Source organism: Leptotrichia sp. oral taxon 498, from assembly GCF_002240055.1.
Taxonomy (GTDB): Bacteria; Fusobacteriota; Fusobacteriia; order Fusobacteriales; family Leptotrichiaceae; genus Leptotrichia; species Leptotrichia rugosa.
Genome location: NZ_CP016753.1, coordinates 626,260 through 643,902, shown reverse-complemented (window position 1 = coordinate 643,902; position 17,643 = coordinate 626,260). Strand labels below are relative to the sequence as shown.

At 29.1% G+C, this 17,643-nt stretch carries 16 protein-coding genes; 13 read left to right on the top strand and 3 right to left on the bottom strand.

What is annotated here, in order from left to right; genetic code table 11:
* The first annotated feature begins 75 nt into the window (after window positions 1–75).
* Together BCB68_RS03030 and BCB68_RS03025 are read left to right on the top strand one after the other, a co-directional pair.
* Entirely contained in the window at window positions 76–1,431 is a 1,356-nt protein-coding gene (locus tag BCB68_RS03030) for a DUF2207 domain-containing protein (protein WP_094079479.1), read from the top strand.
* Window positions 1,432–1,451: 20 nt separating this feature from the next.
* The gene (locus BCB68_RS03025) at window positions 1,452–2,420 is read left to right on the top strand and encodes a transposase (protein ID WP_094079478.1); all 969 of its coding nucleotides are present in this window, start codon (window positions 1,452–1,454) and stop codon (window positions 2,418–2,420) included.
* Between the two features lie 179 nt (window positions 2,421–2,599).
* Here BCB68_RS03025 and BCB68_RS03020 read toward each other — a convergent pair whose 3' ends face one another.
* Together BCB68_RS03020 and BCB68_RS03015 are read right to left on the bottom strand one after the other, a co-directional pair.
* Window positions 2,600–3,814, bottom strand: a complete 1,215-nt coding sequence (locus BCB68_RS03020; protein ID WP_094079477.1) for an ATP-binding protein — start codon at window positions 3,812–3,814, stop codon at window positions 2,600–2,602.
* 231 nt (window positions 3,815–4,045) lie between these two features.
* Window positions 4,046–4,309, bottom strand: a complete 264-nt coding sequence (locus tag BCB68_RS03015; RefSeq protein ID WP_007070517.1) for a SemiSWEET family transporter — start codon at window positions 4,307–4,309, stop codon at window positions 4,046–4,048.
* 195 nt (window positions 4,310–4,504) lie between these two features.
* On the opposite strand from BCB68_RS03015, the gene BCB68_RS03010 reads away from it, so the two are divergent.
* The 8 genes from BCB68_RS03010 (at window position 4,505) to BCB68_RS02975 (ending at window position 12,412) form a co-directional block, all read left to right on the top strand.
* Window positions 4,505–6,439: an ABC-F family ATP-binding cassette domain-containing protein gene (locus BCB68_RS03010; RefSeq protein ID WP_094079476.1), complete on the top strand. Its 1,935-nt coding sequence runs from the start codon at window positions 4,505–4,507 to the stop codon at window positions 6,437–6,439.
* A 248-nt stretch (window positions 6,440–6,687) separates the two neighbouring features.
* Window positions 6,688–6,903 (top strand): hypothetical protein, encoded by a 216-nt coding sequence (locus BCB68_RS03005; protein ID WP_094079475.1) that lies wholly within the window; start codon window positions 6,688–6,690, stop codon window positions 6,901–6,903.
* 36 nt (window positions 6,904–6,939) lie between these two features.
* Window positions 6,940–7,473, top strand: a complete 534-nt coding sequence (locus tag BCB68_RS03000) for a hypothetical protein (protein ID WP_094079474.1) — start codon at window positions 6,940–6,942, stop codon at window positions 7,471–7,473.
* 282 nt (window positions 7,474–7,755) lie between these two features.
* Window positions 7,756–8,385: a protein adenylyltransferase Fic gene (gene fic / locus BCB68_RS02995; protein ID WP_094079473.1), complete on the top strand. Its 630-nt coding sequence runs from the start codon at window positions 7,756–7,758 to the stop codon at window positions 8,383–8,385.
* A 40-nt stretch (window positions 8,386–8,425) separates the two neighbouring features.
* Window positions 8,426–8,851, top strand: coding sequence for a zinc transporter 7-A (locus BCB68_RS02990; protein WP_237048688.1), 426 nt, complete (start codon window positions 8,426–8,428; stop codon window positions 8,849–8,851).
* A 160-nt stretch (window positions 8,852–9,011) separates the two neighbouring features.
* On the top strand, window positions 9,012–10,667 hold the full coding sequence (locus tag BCB68_RS02985) for an SEL1-like repeat protein (RefSeq protein WP_094079472.1): 1,656 nt from the start codon (window positions 9,012–9,014) through the stop codon (window positions 10,665–10,667).
* Window positions 10,668–10,911: 244 nt separating this feature from the next.
* Window positions 10,912–11,310, top strand: coding sequence for an IS200/IS605 family transposase (gene tnpA / locus BCB68_RS02980; protein WP_094079471.1), 399 nt, complete (start codon window positions 10,912–10,914; stop codon window positions 11,308–11,310).
* A gap of 4 nt (window positions 11,311–11,314) precedes the next feature.
* Window positions 11,315–12,412, top strand: coding sequence for an RNA-guided endonuclease TnpB family protein (locus BCB68_RS02975; protein WP_094079470.1), 1,098 nt, complete (start codon window positions 11,315–11,317; stop codon window positions 12,410–12,412).
* 267 nt (window positions 12,413–12,679) lie between these two features.
* Here the strand turns inward: BCB68_RS02975 and BCB68_RS02970 are convergent, their stop codons facing one another.
* Entirely contained in the window at window positions 12,680–14,155 is a 1,476-nt protein-coding gene (locus BCB68_RS02970) for a carbon starvation CstA family protein (protein ID WP_094079469.1), read from the bottom strand.
* A gap of 385 nt (window positions 14,156–14,540) precedes the next feature.
* On the opposite strand from BCB68_RS02970, the gene BCB68_RS02965 reads away from it, so the two are divergent.
* From BCB68_RS02965 to BCB68_RS02955, 3 genes are read left to right on the top strand one after another with little or no spacing between them, the layout of a single operon-like run.
* Window positions 14,541–15,026 carry an HMA2 domain-containing protein gene (locus tag BCB68_RS02965; RefSeq protein WP_094079468.1) on the top strand — a complete coding sequence of 162 codons (486 nt, stop codon included), beginning with the start codon at window positions 14,541–14,543 and terminating at the stop codon, window positions 15,024–15,026.
* A 24-nt stretch (window positions 15,027–15,050) separates the two neighbouring features.
* On the top strand, window positions 15,051–15,422 hold the full coding sequence (locus BCB68_RS02960; protein ID WP_094079467.1) for an HMA2 domain-containing protein: 372 nt from the start codon (window positions 15,051–15,053) through the stop codon (window positions 15,420–15,422).
* A gap of 32 nt (window positions 15,423–15,454) precedes the next feature.
* On the top strand, window positions 15,455–17,635 hold the full coding sequence (locus BCB68_RS02955; RefSeq protein ID WP_094079466.1) for a heavy metal translocating P-type ATPase: 2,181 nt from the start codon (window positions 15,455–15,457) through the stop codon (window positions 17,633–17,635).
* Window positions 17,636–17,643: the final 8 nt, after the last annotated feature.

Here is a 17,643-nt window from a genome sequence, read left to right as displayed (position 1 = left end):
AGAATCTTTATTCGTTAAAAAAAACAATATAATAAATATTATTTATTAATTTTATGATTATTGCTGGAGGTTTTTATGAGAGGAATAGCAATTATCTATATAATTGCAATTATAATTTTACTGATTTATTGTATTTGGACAGTAAAATTTTGGGGCAAAAATTTTTTCAAAAAAGATGTACTACCAAAATTGAAAGTTCCGAAAAGCATTTCTGCAATGGGAGTTGGAATTTTGAATAATTCTAGGCCGGAGAAAAATTTTCATATTGGGATATTTTCTTTGGTTGAGAAAAATTTTATAACTGCGAAAAGAGAAAAACTTTTTGAAAATATGGGTTTTCAATCAGATATTTTGTATAAGAAAAATTTGGAAAAATCTAAAAGTAATTATTATAGACAAGATGAGCTTTTTGCAGAAGAGCGATGGGTTTTAGATAGCTTGTCGGATTCTGAAAAGGGGATTTTGAGTGATTATCAAAGTTTTGGGAATAGAGAGAAATTGCCGAAAATGGATGAAAAAAATATTGATAGAAGAAAAGAGATTTTTAGAGAAGTCTTGCAAGTGTTAATAATTTTTTTAGTAGCTTTTTTGATAAATGTAATTTTAAAGGGTTCGTCGGATAATTCGAGTAACGGCTCTTCGAGTAGTTCATATAATCAAAAATCTTTAGATCCTTTTTTTGAAAAAATGTTTGAGATTTATAAAAGGACGAAGAAAAAGTTTTTAGGTTCATTTTGGTCGCCTGAAAAATTGGAAGAATTTATAATTTACAAGAAAAATTCAGGATTTTATATTTTTTATTTTGGAGTTATTTTAGCTTCAATTATAATGACAAGTAAAGATGTAAAATTTGGAAGTGGGGAAGGGAATTTTGGACTTATAGTTTTAGCTGCAATAATCGTTTTTTTCTTGGAAAGTCTTTGGCTAAGAATATCATTTTTACCGATATTTTCTAAGTATATCCCAAAAATATTAAAAATTTTTATTGCATTGGTATTTTTATTTTCGTTGTATAGTTTTATGTTGCCAAATATTGCATTCATATTTGAACTAAGATTTTATATTTTAATTCCATTGACATTTGTAATTCTATTTTTCATTTACAAAAAGTTAATCGTGCGGTATACTGAAAACGGACTTTTGGCTATGAATGAAATTGAATCATTCAGAAAATACATTTTAAATTTTGAAAAATTGAAAGTTCCCACTTTTTCAAGTGAAGATGAATTAATCGAAAATTTTCAGCAAATGTATATTTACGCTTTTGCTTTGGGAATTGAAAAAAGATTTTTGAATTTTTTGGATGTTACTTTGGAGAAAAATAATTTTGCTGGGAGAAAGGAATTTATTTATGAAAAATTTTTGATTTCGACTGTTTTTTGTGATAAAAAATTGTTGGGAGAATTGAAAGTTAATATTATGGGAAGATGATTTTTTAAGGAGGAAACTTTATGAAAAAAATTTTAGAAAAAATTGGGAAAGATGAGTTGTTGGAATATTGGCGTTTGTCTAAAGGGAGATTTGATGCTGGGAATTTTGTAGGAATTAATGGTGAATTTGCTATTTTTACATCAATCAGTCCGTATGGGAAAAATGGCGGATTTAGATTTATAAAGATAGATGATTTGAAAAAATTTGGGAAAAATACAGAATATTTGGAATTAATGAAGGAAAAAATAGAAGAAAGAAAATCTAGTGACAGAAAAATTATTGAACTTGAAAAAAATAAATTTTTTAAGGAATTGTTTAAATATTTCAAAAAGAATAAAATTAAATTAAGATTATTTTATGAAGATGACTATCAGAGAGAAGGATATTTAGTAAAAGAATCAAAAGAAATTTTACATTTTCAATGGTGTGATGAGGGTGATAGGAAATCAGAAGAATTTATAAGAAAAAGTGAAATGAAAAGTATAGAGATAGGGAAAAATGTTGTTAAAAATATTGTCGTTAAAGATGATAAAATTCAGGAAAATAAGATTGTAATAGCGAGAAATGATATTCAAGGAAATGTTATTTTTCAAGATGAAAATTATACGTTAATTTATGAAAATGATTTGTTCTGGGCAGATTGCAAGTTTATAATAATAAAAACATCAGACATTTGGGAAATTACAGAAAAAGTTTATCGAATAGAAACAGAGAATATATCTTTAGAAGAAATTTTGCCTGATATTTCAAATATGGAAATAAAGGAAATCTTGAAAAAGTGTTTTGAAAATAAAATATTAGTACATTTTGAGTATGAAAAATCATATTTTGAGAAATTTGGGATAATTGAAAAATTTGAGAATGATAGATTGATTTTGCGGGAAATAGATAAGGGAAGTGGAATTTTTGTTTCTAAATCAGAAATATTGATTGAGGATATTTCGTTTTTATTAGTCAGAAATTATAGAGTTTTGAGAATCGTGGGATAAAACTATGTCTTTGTTTGATATAGTAAAAAAAGAGAACTGATTCGGTTAGTTCTCTTTCATTTTTGTATATTATTTTGAAAATTTTTGGATAAAATTTTTCGTATTCGTGATGTCATTGTATTATAAAAGTCAGTAAAATAAAATATTTTAAAATAAAAATTTTTACTATAATTCCAAAATTATAAATCCAACAAAAAATCAATAATCCGTTTTCGTTGAATTCCATTTATATTATATTCACCTAAATTATCCATAGAAAGAACATATTTTGGATAGTTGTCTTCAATGTTTTTTAATGGAGAAAATTCTCGTTCAATGGTGTTTTCTGAGGCTAAAAGATAAGTTGCTTGAATATATAATTTTTTATCTTCTTTTTGTGCGATGAAATCAATTTCTTTTGTTTTTAATTTTCCAATATTTACATTGTATTTTCTTCTTAATAGTTCTAAATAGATGATGTTTTCAAGATGACCAGCGATGTCGTTTGCTTTGTATCCTAATTGAGAATGTTTTAAACCTAAGTCAAGAAGATAAAATTTTTCTTGTGTTTCTAAAATGGATTTTCCTTTTATGTCATATCTTTGAACTTTTGAAATTATATACGCATTCTCAAGTGCTTTTAAATAATTGTAAACGGTTTCAACGCTTAACTTTCTACCTTGACTTTTTAAAAAATCTGAAATTTTTTTTGCAGAAAAAATATTTCCAATATTGTCAAAAATGTATAAAATTATTCGTTCTAAAAGTTCAATATCCCTTATATTATTTCTCGCAACAACATCTTTTAGCAAGACAGAATTATAAATATCAGTCAAATACTGATAAATTGAAGTTTTATCTTGATTGAAATTGTGGATGGCAGGTAAACCTCCAAATTGCAAATATTTTTCAAAATATTCTTCATTGCTGTAAATTTTTTCTGGATTTTGAATTTTGGAAAAATCTATAAATTCTTTAAAAGATAAAGGAAAAACCTTTATTTCAACATATCTTCCTGCAATGTAGGTAGCCAATTCCGAAGATAATAAATTAGCATTCGAACCAGTGATATAAATATCACAATCTAAGTCAACTAGCAATGAATTTATCATTTTTTCCCAAGAAGCAACTTCTTGAATTTCATCGAGTAAAATATAAATTTTACCAGCTAAATTTTTTGATTTTTCAATAATATAACTATATAATTTTTGAAAATTTGAAAATTCGGCGAACATTAAAGACTCAAAATTAATAAAAATAATATTCTCTTTATTAATTCCCTTTTCTTCAAGTTCTTTAGATATTAATTTTAAAATCATAGATTTCCCACTTCTACGCATACCAGTAATAACTTTTATTATCGGCTTATCCATAAATTTTCTAATTTCTTTTAAATATTGCTCTCTTTTTATCATTTTATCACCACCTATATTAATATATACAAGAAATTATATCCTAAATTAAAAAGTTTTTCAACTTATACTAGAAAAACTTTTCGAAATAACATATTTTTTGCTTATATACTAGAAAAAATAAATAAAAATTTCTGATAAAATAAAAAAAGAGGCATAAAACCTCTTTTTGTTTTTAAATAAAAGTATAATAAAAATATTTAATAGTAAATTTCATTTTTTATAAATAAAAATTTATAAAGCTGTAATAAAAGTTAAAAATCCTAATATTACACCAGCTAAATTTGGAACGATAAGAATAAAATCTTTTTTAGGTTCTTTAGTCCATCCGTAAATAACCCAAATTAGACAAGAAATCGAAGCCGTAAGAGGCTGCCAAGGTTGAGCTTTTTCTCCTCCTAAATTAGCAATAATTTGAGGAATATAGGTTATAAACACAAAAACTCCAATAAATGCTCCAATTGAACCAACAATAGTGTTAATTTTCTTTTTGTTCATAAAATCACCTTCTTTTTTAAAAATTTATAGGTATTATAATATCACAGTTTAATATTTTTGTCAAACTTAAATATTTTGAAAATTTCTCAAACATTGTAAACAAATATCAAAAATGATATAATTTAACGAATAAAATTAAAATATAAAATATAAAAAAATAATTTAATAAAATATAGAGAAAAGGAAGGAAATTTGATGAGTTTAGTGCAATTTAATAGGGTGTATAAGCAGTTTGCTGGGGAATATATATTGAAGGATATTAATTTTACGATTGAGGAGAAGGATAAGATTGGGCTTGTTGGGGTGAATGGAGCTGGGAAGTCGACAATTATTCGGATGTTACTTGATAGAGAGCGGATTGACGGAGCAGAAGATAATTTGAATGAAGTTGGGAATATTGTGAAAAGTCCTTCTATGAAAATTGGATATTTGTCGCAAAATCATGAATTTTCGGATGAAAAAAATACGATTTATGAAGAGATGATGTCGGTTTTTGCAGAAGAGAGGGAAATTTGGCACGAACTTCAGAAGGTTAATTTGCTTTTGGGAACGGCTGAAAATGATGAGCTGGAAAAATTGATTAATAAGTCTGCGGAGTTGTCGTCGCTTTATGAGGCGAAGGGCGGATATGATATTGAGTATAAGATAAAGCAGATTTTGACAGGGCTAGAGCTGACTGAGGAATATTACAATTTGGTGCTAAAAGATTTGAGTGGTGGAGAGCAAACTAGAGTTTCACTTGCAAAATTGTTGTTGTCTGAGCCAGATTTACTAATTTTAGATGAGCCGACAAACCATTTGGATCTGGTTTCGATTGAGTGGCTAGAAGATTACTTGAAACGGTATGCGAAGGCGTTTTTGCTTGTTTCACACGATAGAATTTTCTTGGATAATGTTTGTAACAAAATTTTTGAAATCGAGAATAAGAAATTGCATAAATACGATGGAAATTTTTCTGCGTTTATCATTCAAAAAGAGATGATTTTGAAAGGGGAAATGAAGCGTTACGAAAAAGAGCAGGAAAAAATTAAGAAAATGGAAGAATACATTGACAGATTCCGTGCTGGAATAAAGGCTAGACAGGCAAAAGGTCGACAAAAAATTCTAGATAGAATCGAGCGAATGGATGACCCTGTTTTTAATCCACAAAGAATGAAATTGAAATTTGAAACAGACACGATTACTGGGGACAATGTTTTAAAAGTGAATGGAATTTCAAAAAGTTTTGATGACAAAAAAGTGTTGAATAATGTGAGTTTTCATCTATTCCGTGGGGAAAGAGTTGGAATTATTGGAAAAAATGGGATTGGAAAATCGACTTTGCTAAAAATTTTGGTAAATAAATTGAAGCAGGATTCAGGAACAGTTGAGTACGGTTCTCGTGTAAAAGTCGGCTATTATGACCAAAATCACATGGATTTGACTCCAGCAAACAATATTTTGCAGGAAATTAATAATTCTTTAAATTTAACGGAAGAATATTTACGAACACTTGCGGGAGCTTTCTTGTTTTCAGGCGACGATGTTTTGAAAAAAGTAGAAAAATTGAGCGGTGGAGAAAAAGTTAGAGTTTCATTCTTAAAATTGTATATGCAAAGAGCAAATTTTTTAATTTTAGATGAGCCGACAAACCATCTGGATATTTACTCAATTGAAGTTTTGGAAGATGCATTGGAAGATTTTGACGGAACAATGCTTGTCGTATCGCATAATCGTCACTTTTTAGACACGGTTTGTAATACAATTTACTATCTTGATGAAAATGGTCTTACGAAATTTAAAGGAAATTACGAAGATTACAAGGAAAGTTTGAAAAACAATAAATCGAATCTGACTGCAACTGACATTGAGACAAAAGAAGAGCAAAAATTGTCATATCAGGAGCAAAAGGAACAGTCAAGAAAAATCGCAAAATTGAAGCGGGATATTGAAAAACTGGAAAAGGAAATGGAAAAAATCACAGAAATGAGAGAAAATTTGAACGCAGAATACGAAAAGGCTGGAAAAGAAAACAATATGGAAAAACTAATGGAAGTGCAGGAAAAGTTGGACAAGCTGGAAGAAGAAGAGATGGAGAAGATGGAAGAGTGGGATGTGAAGAGTGGGGAGTTGGAGAGTTTGGAATTATAGAAAAAAACTTATTAAATTAAAAATATTCATTGAATTTTTATGAATTAATTTGAGTGTGATTTTTGGAGGCTAGAAAAAATGGGGGCAGTTCTAGTCTTTTGTATTAAACAATTTTTAATCATATATAAAATATATTGAAATTCATATATATATACATATATTATAATTTTGAAATTAAAAAATAAATGTTATAATTTAATCGTAGGATAAATAAATGCAAAAAAATATAATCTAAAGGGGGAAATAACATGAGAAAATATTTAATTTTAGGAGCTATGATTTTTTTTGGTTCAATTAATTTATTTAGTAGAGGTCAAAATTATTGTACAAGAGCTTATGATGTAGTGTCTTGTTTAGAATTTAGTGATGGAACTATGAAAGTGACATATTATGATTTGTTAACTAAAAGAAATATAACTGAGCAAGAATATGAAGAAATAAAAAAAGTACGTCCACAAGAATAAAAAAATATTTTGATTTTAATTTAAGGAGAGTAGACTATGAGAAGAAAATTAAAAAAAGGAGGTCAAATATTTTTTATAATTTTATTATTGCTATTTTTGGTTGAATGTGGACACAATAATAATACTAGTGAGAAAAAAAATGAATTAATAGAAAACAAATCAATAAATCTTATTTTTCGGGATAATGAAAATAAAAAATATAAAGTAAATATAAAAGGTTTGAGTTCTTTGGAAGAAAACTTTGAAGAATTTGGAAGTGAAGAATGTTCACATCTATATAAATTATCTTTGATACAAAAAGCAGTAGAAGAAAATAAAGATTTACCAGAAGAAATAAATGATCAAGTTACTAATGAATTTGTTAATTTTGGAAGAGAATTTACGATTAAGGTTAATCCAGGTGTAATAGGAACTTACGCTGGACCAGAAGAGATAGTAAAAGCAATAAAAAAAGAGTGTAAAAATGGTAGTAAAATTATAAAATCAAGTCCCTTGTTAAGTAAAATGAAATATGGAGAAACTGGTTTAATGCTTGATAAATTATTTAATGGTAAGAAAAATAAAGAATAGAATATAGGAATTAATACAAAAAAAGTTATATTTAATTAAAAAAGGCTAGAAAAAATATAAAAAATTCTAGTCTTTTTTAGTATCATAAATTTCATAGTATATTACGACAAATATTAAGATAAAAAATAAAGAAGGAGTAAAAAACGTAGTAATAAATATTTTGAGAATCATTCAGATTTTGACTGGGACTTTTTCGGAAAATATAAAAAATAGGTAGAAAAATTATAAAAAAAATTATATACTATTCTTGATAACTATATTTAGGAAAAAAGGGAAAAGCAAATGGTAAATAATAAATACAGCTGGGAAAATGAAAGTGACAAAATTTTAAAAAGGCTAGTTTCACAAGATGATGAAGAATTTTTGAGTAAAAAACGGACAAAAGAGTCATTTGATAATAGGATATTGAAAAAAATTCAAGTGGGAACCTTTGAAGGCTTGAAGGAAATACATAGATATTTGTTTCAGGAATGTTATGGAACTGCAGGAAAAATACGGAAACATGATATTCGGAAAGGCGATACTGTGTTTTGTCGTGCGATGTATCTTGAAGATAATTTAAAGACAGTTTCTAAAATGCCTGAAAATAATTTTGAGGAAATAATTGAAAAATATGTTGAGATGAATATAATGTATTCGTTTTATGAGGGAAATGGAAAAACGACTAGGATTTGGCTGAATCAGATGTTGATAAAAAGGCTTGGAATGTGTGCGAATTGGCAAAATATCAGTAAAAATAATTATTTATCGGCAATGAAAAGAAGTGTGATTAATGATTTGGAACTAAAGATGCTTTTAAAGGAGAATTTGACGGAAGATGTGGAAAGTAGAGATATATTTATGAATGGTATTAATCAGTCTTATGAATATGAAAATATGAGAAAATATGATGTGAAAGAATTGAAAAAATGAATGAAAAATTGAATTTTTGAGATTGCAGAAATTGAAAAAAATGAAAAAGATTGAAGAAAGTGAGGTCGAAATGGAAAAATTAGTAAGAAGAGGTGGTGGCGGACATTCTCACGGTGGAGGGCATAGTCATTCACATGGAAGTAGTGGAAGTTATCATTATAGTGGACATTATGGTGGAGAACATAGTAGTGGAGAGCATTCAAGTGGACATTCAGATGGAGAAGGAAATGGGAAATCTAAAAAGTCTGGTGATGATGAGCAAGAAAATTCGTCATCTTTTTGGAGAAGTCACGGATCTCATTCAGGAAGTTCAAGACAGAGAAGTTGTGAAAGTATTGTTGATGCAAAGGAAAGACAGGATTGTATTGATAGCAATAATAACGCTGGTAATCTTGAGGTGTTTTTTATTTTTTGTGCTGTCATAGTTTTTGTTTTTTTGAAAATAAAAGATTTTGGAAGAAAATAATAAAAAATAATGAGCGTTATATTGGACATATTTACATTGAATGATAAAAATAGATTTTGAATTGATAATGTTTAAGATAATGGATAAAATCGTAAATATAACAGCGAGTGCAGGAGAAAAGAGAAATAATAAGTTAGACGGCAGGAGTAGAAGGTAAAATATGGAAATATTAATATCGATATTAATCGTAGTTATTGGAATTGTAATTTTGATAATAATGAATTTTAGAAATCGTAAAAAAATGGATGAAATTGATGACTTTTCGAGAGAAATGCAGGAGAGGGAAAAAAGAAAAAGAAAAGTTCGTGAAATTGAAAAATATGAAGCTGAAGAAAGAGCGAGTTTTAGCGAAAGTGCTTATAATGAAAATAGGATTTCTTCGGAAAGTGTGCCTAAACAAAATGGAAAGACATCGAATGTAGATACATTTGGCGTGAAGATAGTTTCGTTGGATGATATTGTTACAGAAGATTATGGGAAAGATTTTATAGAATATGATAAAAAGGAAAGCGAGGAATATCAAGAAAATATTAGAACAGCGAATATATTTATAATGTCAGGATTTTTTGGAGAAGCAAGGGATAAAATAGCTGAATCCTTGAAATTCAGCCAAAGAGCAAATTACGAGCTTGGAAAGTATTACTATTATTGTGAGAAAGATAACCAAAGCGCTGTAAACGCATTAAATTTGGCATACAATTCAGGAATAAAGGAGGCTATGTATTACATAGGGCTGATTGAAGAAGAATCGGGAAATTATGAAATTGCAAAAGGCTGGTATGTGGCAGGTGCGGAAAATGGCGAAATTAATTCAATAATTAGGCTAGGAAAAATTGCTGAAGAAAAGAAGGATTATGAAGAAGCTGAAAGTATTTATTTAAAAATTGCTGATACAAAAAATGCTGAATTAATATACAATCTTGTAAGAATTTACTTTAAGCAGAATAAAAGAGAAAAAATACTAGAATGGCAGGAAAAATTGTTAAATGAAAAGCAAATTATGGGATTGAATTCTGAAATAATCAAGAATATTGAATTTATGCTTGGAAATGAAAAAGACAGAAAATATGTGGAACTGATTAATCAGGGAAATGAACTTTTGGAAAAGAAAGATAAGGGAAATGCTAAAAAACTGTTTCTTGAAGCAACACAGTATAATGAAAGAGGATATTTGTTACTTGCAAAATCATATTATGTTGCAGGCAATGGAGAAAAAGCCAAAGATACGTATGAAAAGGCTTATTCTTTAGGAGTGAAAGAGGCAGCTTATGAACTGGGGAAATATTTTGATACGATTGAAGAAAATGAGAAAGAAGCTGAAAAATGGTATAAAATTGGGCAGGAAATGGGAGATGTAAAATCTATTTATGAACTTGGGATACTTTATGAATGCAGTAAGGAATTTGGAAAAAGTGAAGAGGAAGCATACAAGCTATATGAAAAAGCTGCTAATATGAAATATGCTCCTGCAATTAGTGATATGATATATTACAATAATAGACATGAAAATGGGAACAAATCAAAGGAATGGGCATTTAAAGTATTAAATGAAACAGGATTGATTGAACTTGGGAGAGAAGCAATAAGAGATGCACAGGATTTTCTGGAAGAAATGGGAGAATATACGGGCGATAAAATTTCAGAAAAAAATTATGAAATTGAATATGATAACGATTTGATATATTTTATAGAAAAAAATTCTAAAGGCAGAAATATAAAGGAAGAAACTTATAAAAGAAAAAAATCAAATTTTTGGATGATATTTGGAATTATAATTTTTATACTGCAACTGATTATAAAATGTTCAGAGTATTAATTTATGAATAATAAAGTGGGAATTGTAGTCAATCCACTTAAAAATGAGAATAAAAATATGTAAAAAGAAACTTTCTGATTATGTTTTAAACTAAAATTACTATATTTTTTAACAAAAGATAGCAAGAAGTTCTCCGGCTTCTACAAGCGGGAGATGAATTGCTTTTTTTGTAAAAAAAATTGAAAAAAGGATATATTTATGATATAATTTATTCAGTGAAATAATATAAAAGTAGGTAATAATAATGTCATATAATAGCAATTATCATTCAGTATTTGATATAAATTATCATATGATTTTTTGTATAAAATATCGAAGAGAAGTCATTAATGATGAAATTTCTAATAGATTGAAAGAGATTTTTGAAAAAATATGTCCGAAGTATAACATTGTTCTTAAAGAATGGGAACATGATGTTGATCATATTCATATGTTGATTAATGCTATGCCTAATACTGAACTTTCTAAATTTGTAAATACTTACAAAAGTGCTTCCAGCAGGTTGATAAAAAAAGAATTTCCTGAAATAAGGGGAAGATTGTGGAAAGAATATTTTTGGAGTAGAAGTTACTTAGTTGTAAGTGTCGGAGGTGCACCGTTAGAGATAATTAAAAAATATATTCAAAATCAAAAGGAGGTGTAATTTTATGAAATATAATTTAGCATTCAGATACAGAATTTATCCAAATAAAGATCAGGAATTATTGATAAACAAGACTTTTGGATGTGTTCGTTTTGTCTACAATACGATTTTGTATACTGCGAATAAATTTTATGAAGAGACTGGAAAAAATAAAATAATTACACCTGCCGGTTTGAAAAGTGAAAACCAATTTTTGAAAGAAGTAGACAGTCTGGCACTTTCAAATGCTCAATTGAATGTAAAACGATCGTTTACGAATTTTTTTCAGAAGAGAGCAAAGTTTCCAAGGTTCAAATCTAAAAAGAATAATGTTAAAAGTTACACGACAAATTGTGTGAATAATTCAATACGAATTGAGGAAACAAAATATTTGGTTTTGCCAAAATTGAAAAAAGTTAAATTAAAATATCATAGAGAAATACCAAAGGATTACGAGATAAAGTCAGTAACATTGACAAACAGTAATGGAAATTACTATGTTTCCATCTTGACAGAATTTGAAAAAGAAATTCAAAAAAATCCAAGTAATGATAAAGTGATTGGACTTGATTTTTCAATGTCTGAATTATTTGTCAGTTCTGAAAACCAAAGGGCTGATTATCCAAGATATTTTAGGATGTTGGAGAAAAAATTGAAGAAATTACAGAAATCATTATCGAGAAAAGTAAAATTTTCTAAAAATTGGTATAAACAAAAAATGAAAATATCAAAATTACATGAGTATATCAAGAATTGTCGAAGAGATTTTCTGCATAAATTATCAAAAAAATTGTCTGAAGCGTATAATGCTGTGGTTGTTGAGGATTTGAATATAAAAGGGATGAGTCAGGCATTAAATTTTGGGAAAAGTGTAGGAGATAATGGATGGGGAATGTTTTTGAGGATGGTTGAGTATAAACTGATGTTTTTAGGAAAGCAATTTTTGAAGATAGATAAGTGGTTTCCATCGTCGAAAACTTGTAGTAGATGTGGAAACGTTAAAGAGGAGCTGAAATTATCAGAAAGAAGTTATAAATGTGAATGCTGTGGGATTGAAATTGATAGAGATTACAATGCGGCATTGAATATAAGAAACATTGGAAAAGCGATGTTGAAATATTAAGAAAATAAAAGAAGACAGGGTAGGAACTACCCGAAGAGCTTGGTAAATATATTTGGCTAGCAAAAGCAGATACTTCCCAAGAAGCTCCCGCTTCTAAAAGCGGGAGTAGTTCACTAAGTGTTGAAGGTTCGCCTCAAAATGTGAATGAAATGCAAAAAAGCGTTGAAAGAAGCTGGAATCCCTTGAAATAATAGAGAATATAATAAAACAGTCAAGCAAAGATTTTTGAATAAAACCTTGTTTGACTGTATTTTTTGTTTAGCCTATTTATTTTGCAACGTTTAAATGTCCAGCGTGATGAGATTTTCCGTGTAAATGATGCTTGTAGTTAAATAATAATGCTGTGCAGATAATTGTAACTATACTTGCGATTAAAGTACCGTAAAATTCAATAGTATGAACAGGCACATTTTTGAAAAATCTTACAAATCCTTCTGGAGCGATTATGATATAAGTTGTAACAACCATTGTCATAAACATTGAAGGAATTAATGCGAATAAGAATGGTTTTCCTTTTTTAACAAGCCATACTGTTGCAGTCCATAATGAAACCGCCGCCAAAGTTTGGTTTGCCCATGCAAAATATCTCCAAATAATGTTAAAGTCAATAGTTGTTAAATAAATACCAACGACAAATAAAGGTATTGCAATTAAAAATCTGTTTTTTATTGGAGCCTGTTTAATTTTGAAAATATCAGCAATAATTAATCTTGAACCTCTAAAGGCAGTATCTCCCGAAGTAATAGGACAAGCAACAACACCTAGTACAGCTAGAAATGCCCCAAATACACCAAGCAATTGAACAGATGCTTTATTTACAACAACTGCAGGAGTTCCGGCAGCGGCAAGTTCCTTAATTCCGCCAAAAACTGTCATCGCAGCGGCAGCCCATACTAACGCAACTACACCTTCTGAAATCATGGCACCATAAAAAACTTTTCTTCCTTCAGTTTCATTTTTTAGGCAACGTGCAACCATTGGGGATTGAGTAGCATGGAAACCGCTTACTGCACCGCAGGCTATTGAAATAAATAAGTAGGGAAACATTGAAGTTCCTTTAGGATGCGGATTTCCTTTAAAAATTTCAGTAATTTCAGGAATTGCAAAAGCACCTTTAAATTGCCCGTAAATTAGCATTGTCCCAATACCAATCGCCATAAATAACAATGCAAAACCAAAGATTGGGTAAATTTTGGCAATGATTTTATCAAGTGGGAGAATTGTCGCTAAAATATAATAAGCAATTATAATAATTGTAAAAGTCATGGCACTTACACCTGGAATTAAATTGTGAAGAATATCAGCAGGTGATTTGATAAATACCACTCCAACTAAAATAAGTAAAACAATTGAGAAAACTCTCATAATCTGCTGCATGACAACACCTAAATTTTGTCCGACAAGTTCTCCAATACTGCTTCCCTTATTCCTAAGCGAAAGCATACCAATCAAGAAATCGTGAACTGCTCCTCCAAATATACATCCAAAGACAATCCATAAAAATGCGGCTGGTCCCCACAAAGCACCTGCAATAGCTCCAAATATCGGTCCTGTTCCAGCAATATTTAAGAATTGAATCAAAAATGCTTTTGGAGTGCTAATTTGCACATAATCGACACCGTCGTAATATTCAATTGAGGGTGGTGTTCTATCAGGTTCTATTCCAAAAACTTTTTCTACAAATTTACTGTAAAATGCGTAACCCAAAATAAGAGCAACTATTGCTAAAATAAAAGAAATCATAATGAAAACCTCCTATAGTTTTGAATATTCATTTATTTACTGTATAAAAATTTTAAAATTTATTCTGCTAATAATATAATAGCCTGATTTCAAAAAAAAACAAGAGTATTTTTTAAAAAAATTTAATATGGATTTAAAAGACGGGAACAAAATGCTTAGGCGAATGTGAAGATTATAAAGGAAAATGAAGATTTTCTCCCTTTATGTAAAAAAATATAAAAAAATATATTAAGTAAAATAACATCTTGTAATCAGAAATAGATAAAAAATATTGAAACTAAAAATCTGACTCTAAAATTCTTACCTTGTCAGTTTAGAAAAATGACCTTGTAATTTAAAATAAAAAGTTATATAATAAATTAGAAAAATATTTAAGGAGTCGATTATGTTACAAAGTTTTTATGGCGTTATTCAGGTGGAACATTATCAAACTGGACGTTTAAGGCTTCAAACGGATGTACTAAAGGAAAATGTGGAATTAGAGCAAGAGTTTTTAAATAATATGAAACAATTATCGGGAATAAATGAAGTAAAAGTAAATTCTGTAATTGGAAGTATCCTAATTTATTTTGATGAAAAAGTGCTTGAGAATTCTTTTTTGTATCTAATAGTGTTAAAATTACTTCATTTGGATGAAGAAGCCTTGAAAAGCAAATCTGGAAAAGTGAAAGTAATGCTAAAGCAGATATTTGAAGCGATGGATATGACTATTTATAACAAAAGTAAAGGTTATTTGGATTTGAAGACATTAATTTCTGGAATCTTTGTTTTTTATGGAATTAGAAAATTGAGAAAAGTTCCAGTATTACCCACAGGCGCTACATTATTGTGGTGGGCTTTCAGACTTTTATCAGAAGAAAAAAGAAAATAAAAGAAAAAATTGAAGGGAAAGATGATGTTAGAAAATTTTTTTAAGGCAACGTATCTGATGTTTAATCAGATAAAGGTAGTACACAGTATTCCTGGAAGACTTAGACTTTTTGTTCCAAATTTATCAAAAATTCCAGAAGAATTAAAAAAATATGATGAAGAAGTTAAAAAAATTATTTTGTCAAAAAAGGGTATAAAAAGTGTTGAATATTCATACATAACAAATAAAATTTTGATTTATTACAATATAAATTTAATTTCAGAAAAGGAAATACTGGAATGGATAAATAAAACTTGGAAAACGATAATTGAGCATTCTGAACTATATGAAAACAAATCTTTGCAGGAAATAGAAGATAATTTGGAAGTCTTTTATGATTTAATAAAAAAACTTTAAGTTTTAACTTAATTTAAAGAAAGGAAAATTTTATGGTTGGTAGAAATTATTTGCTGAATTGTGAAATTTTACATGAGATTCGTGGAAGAATCAGAATACGGTCAAGGGCATTAAAATATCTTGGCACTCATAAAGAAGAAATGACGAAGCGGTTAATGCAGATTCATTATATTAAGAGCGTTGAAATCTCAACTGTTACAGGTTCTGTACTTATTTATTTCGATAATTTTTCGCTAACTGGAGAAAATCTGGTATCTTTACTTCAAAAGACATTAAATGTATATTTGGTGGATATTTATAAAAATGAGAAAAAGAAAATATCTAGTAAATATGCGATAGAAAGACGATTGCAGGAAGAATCGCCCAAAGAAATTTTAAAAAGTATAGGTGCTGCAATATTATTGCTGCTATTACCGAGTCCAAAAACAAAATTGACAGGAATAAAAAGATTGTTTAACTATAAAACTATTTCAACAATTTCTTTGGCACTGCCTATCTTAAAAAATGGAATTTTCTCATTGATCAAAAACAAACGGCCTAATGCAGATACATTGAGTTCCACAGCGATTGTCAGCAGTATTGCTCTGGGAAGCGAAAGAACAGCTTTGACAATTATGATTTTGGAAAAAATTGCAGAGCTTTTGACGGTTTATACGATGAAAAAGACTCGTGGTGTGATTAAAGATATGTTAAGTGTCGGGGAAAGTTATGTTTGGAAAGCGTCTGGAGATGAAGACCAGGTAGCGAAAAAAGTTCCAATTGAACAAATTAAAAAAGGAGATTTGATTCTCGTTCAGACTGGAGAAAAAATAAGTGTCGATGGAACAATCGAAAAAGGGAGTGCAATAATTGATCAATCAGCCATTACTGGAGAATATATGCCTGCTAAAAAAGAAATTGGACAGGAAGTTTTTGCTGGAACACTTCTAAAAAGTGGGAATATCACTGTAAGAGCAGAAAAAGTTGGAGATGATAGAACTGCTTCAAGAATTATAAAATTGGTGGAAGATGCTTCATTTAACAAAGCGGACATTCAATCATACGCTGATACGTTTTCTGCACAGTTAATTCCATTAAATTTTCTTCTTGCTGGAATAGTTTACATTTCGACTAGAAATTTACAAAAGGCGTTGAGTATGCTTGTAATTGACTATTCATGCGGAATAAGATTGTCGACAGCAACAGCTTTTTCTGCTTCAATTAATACAGCCGCTAAAAACGGAATTCTGATTAAGGGAAGTAACTACTTGGAAGAACTTTCAAAGGCTGATACGGTAATATTTGATAAAACTGGAACAATTACAGAAGGAAAACCTAAAGTTCAAACAGTAAAAACTTTTGCTAAAAATATGAGAGATGATAGAATGATTGCATTAGCAGCAGCGGCTGAAGAAACTTCTACACATCCTTTGGCAAGTGCGATTTTAAATGAAGTCAGAAATAGAGGGTTAAAAATACCACAACATAAAGAAGATGTAATTAAAGTGGCAAGAGGAATTGAAACTTATGTAAATAAGGATATTATTCGCGTGGGAAGCAGAAGATATATGGAAGAAAACAATATTTCAGTAGAAATATCAACTGATGTGGTAAAAGGAATGCAAAATCATGGTGAAATTGTTATTTATGTGGCAAAAAATGGGAATTTAATTGGTGTAATCGGAGTTTCTGATCCGCCAAGGGAAAATATCAAAAAAGCTATGAACCGTTTGAGAAATCAAGGAATAGATGATATTGTACTACTTACAGGAGACTTGAGGCAGCAGGCTGAAACTATTGCAAATAGTATGTCGATGGACAGATATGAATCAGAATTGTTGCCAGAAGATAAGGCAAAGGATATTTTAAAATTCCGTTCAATTGGATCCAAAGTTATTATGATTGGAGATGGAATAAACGATGCTCCCGCTCTTTCTTATGCAAATGTGGGAATAGCACTTGGAAGCACTAGAACAGACGTTGCAATGGAAGCTGCTGATGTTACAATAACTTCTGATGATCCGTTGCTGATACCAGCTGTAATTGGTTTAGCTAAAAATACTGTAAAAATAATAAAGCAAAATTTTGCGATGGCAATTGGAATAAACAGTTTTGCGCTTGTATTGGGGGCAACAGGACTGTTACCAGCGATATACAGTTCAGTTTTACATAATTCAATAACAATTCTAGTAGTTGGAAATTCATTGAGACTGTTGAAATATGATGTTAGATAAGTGTTATC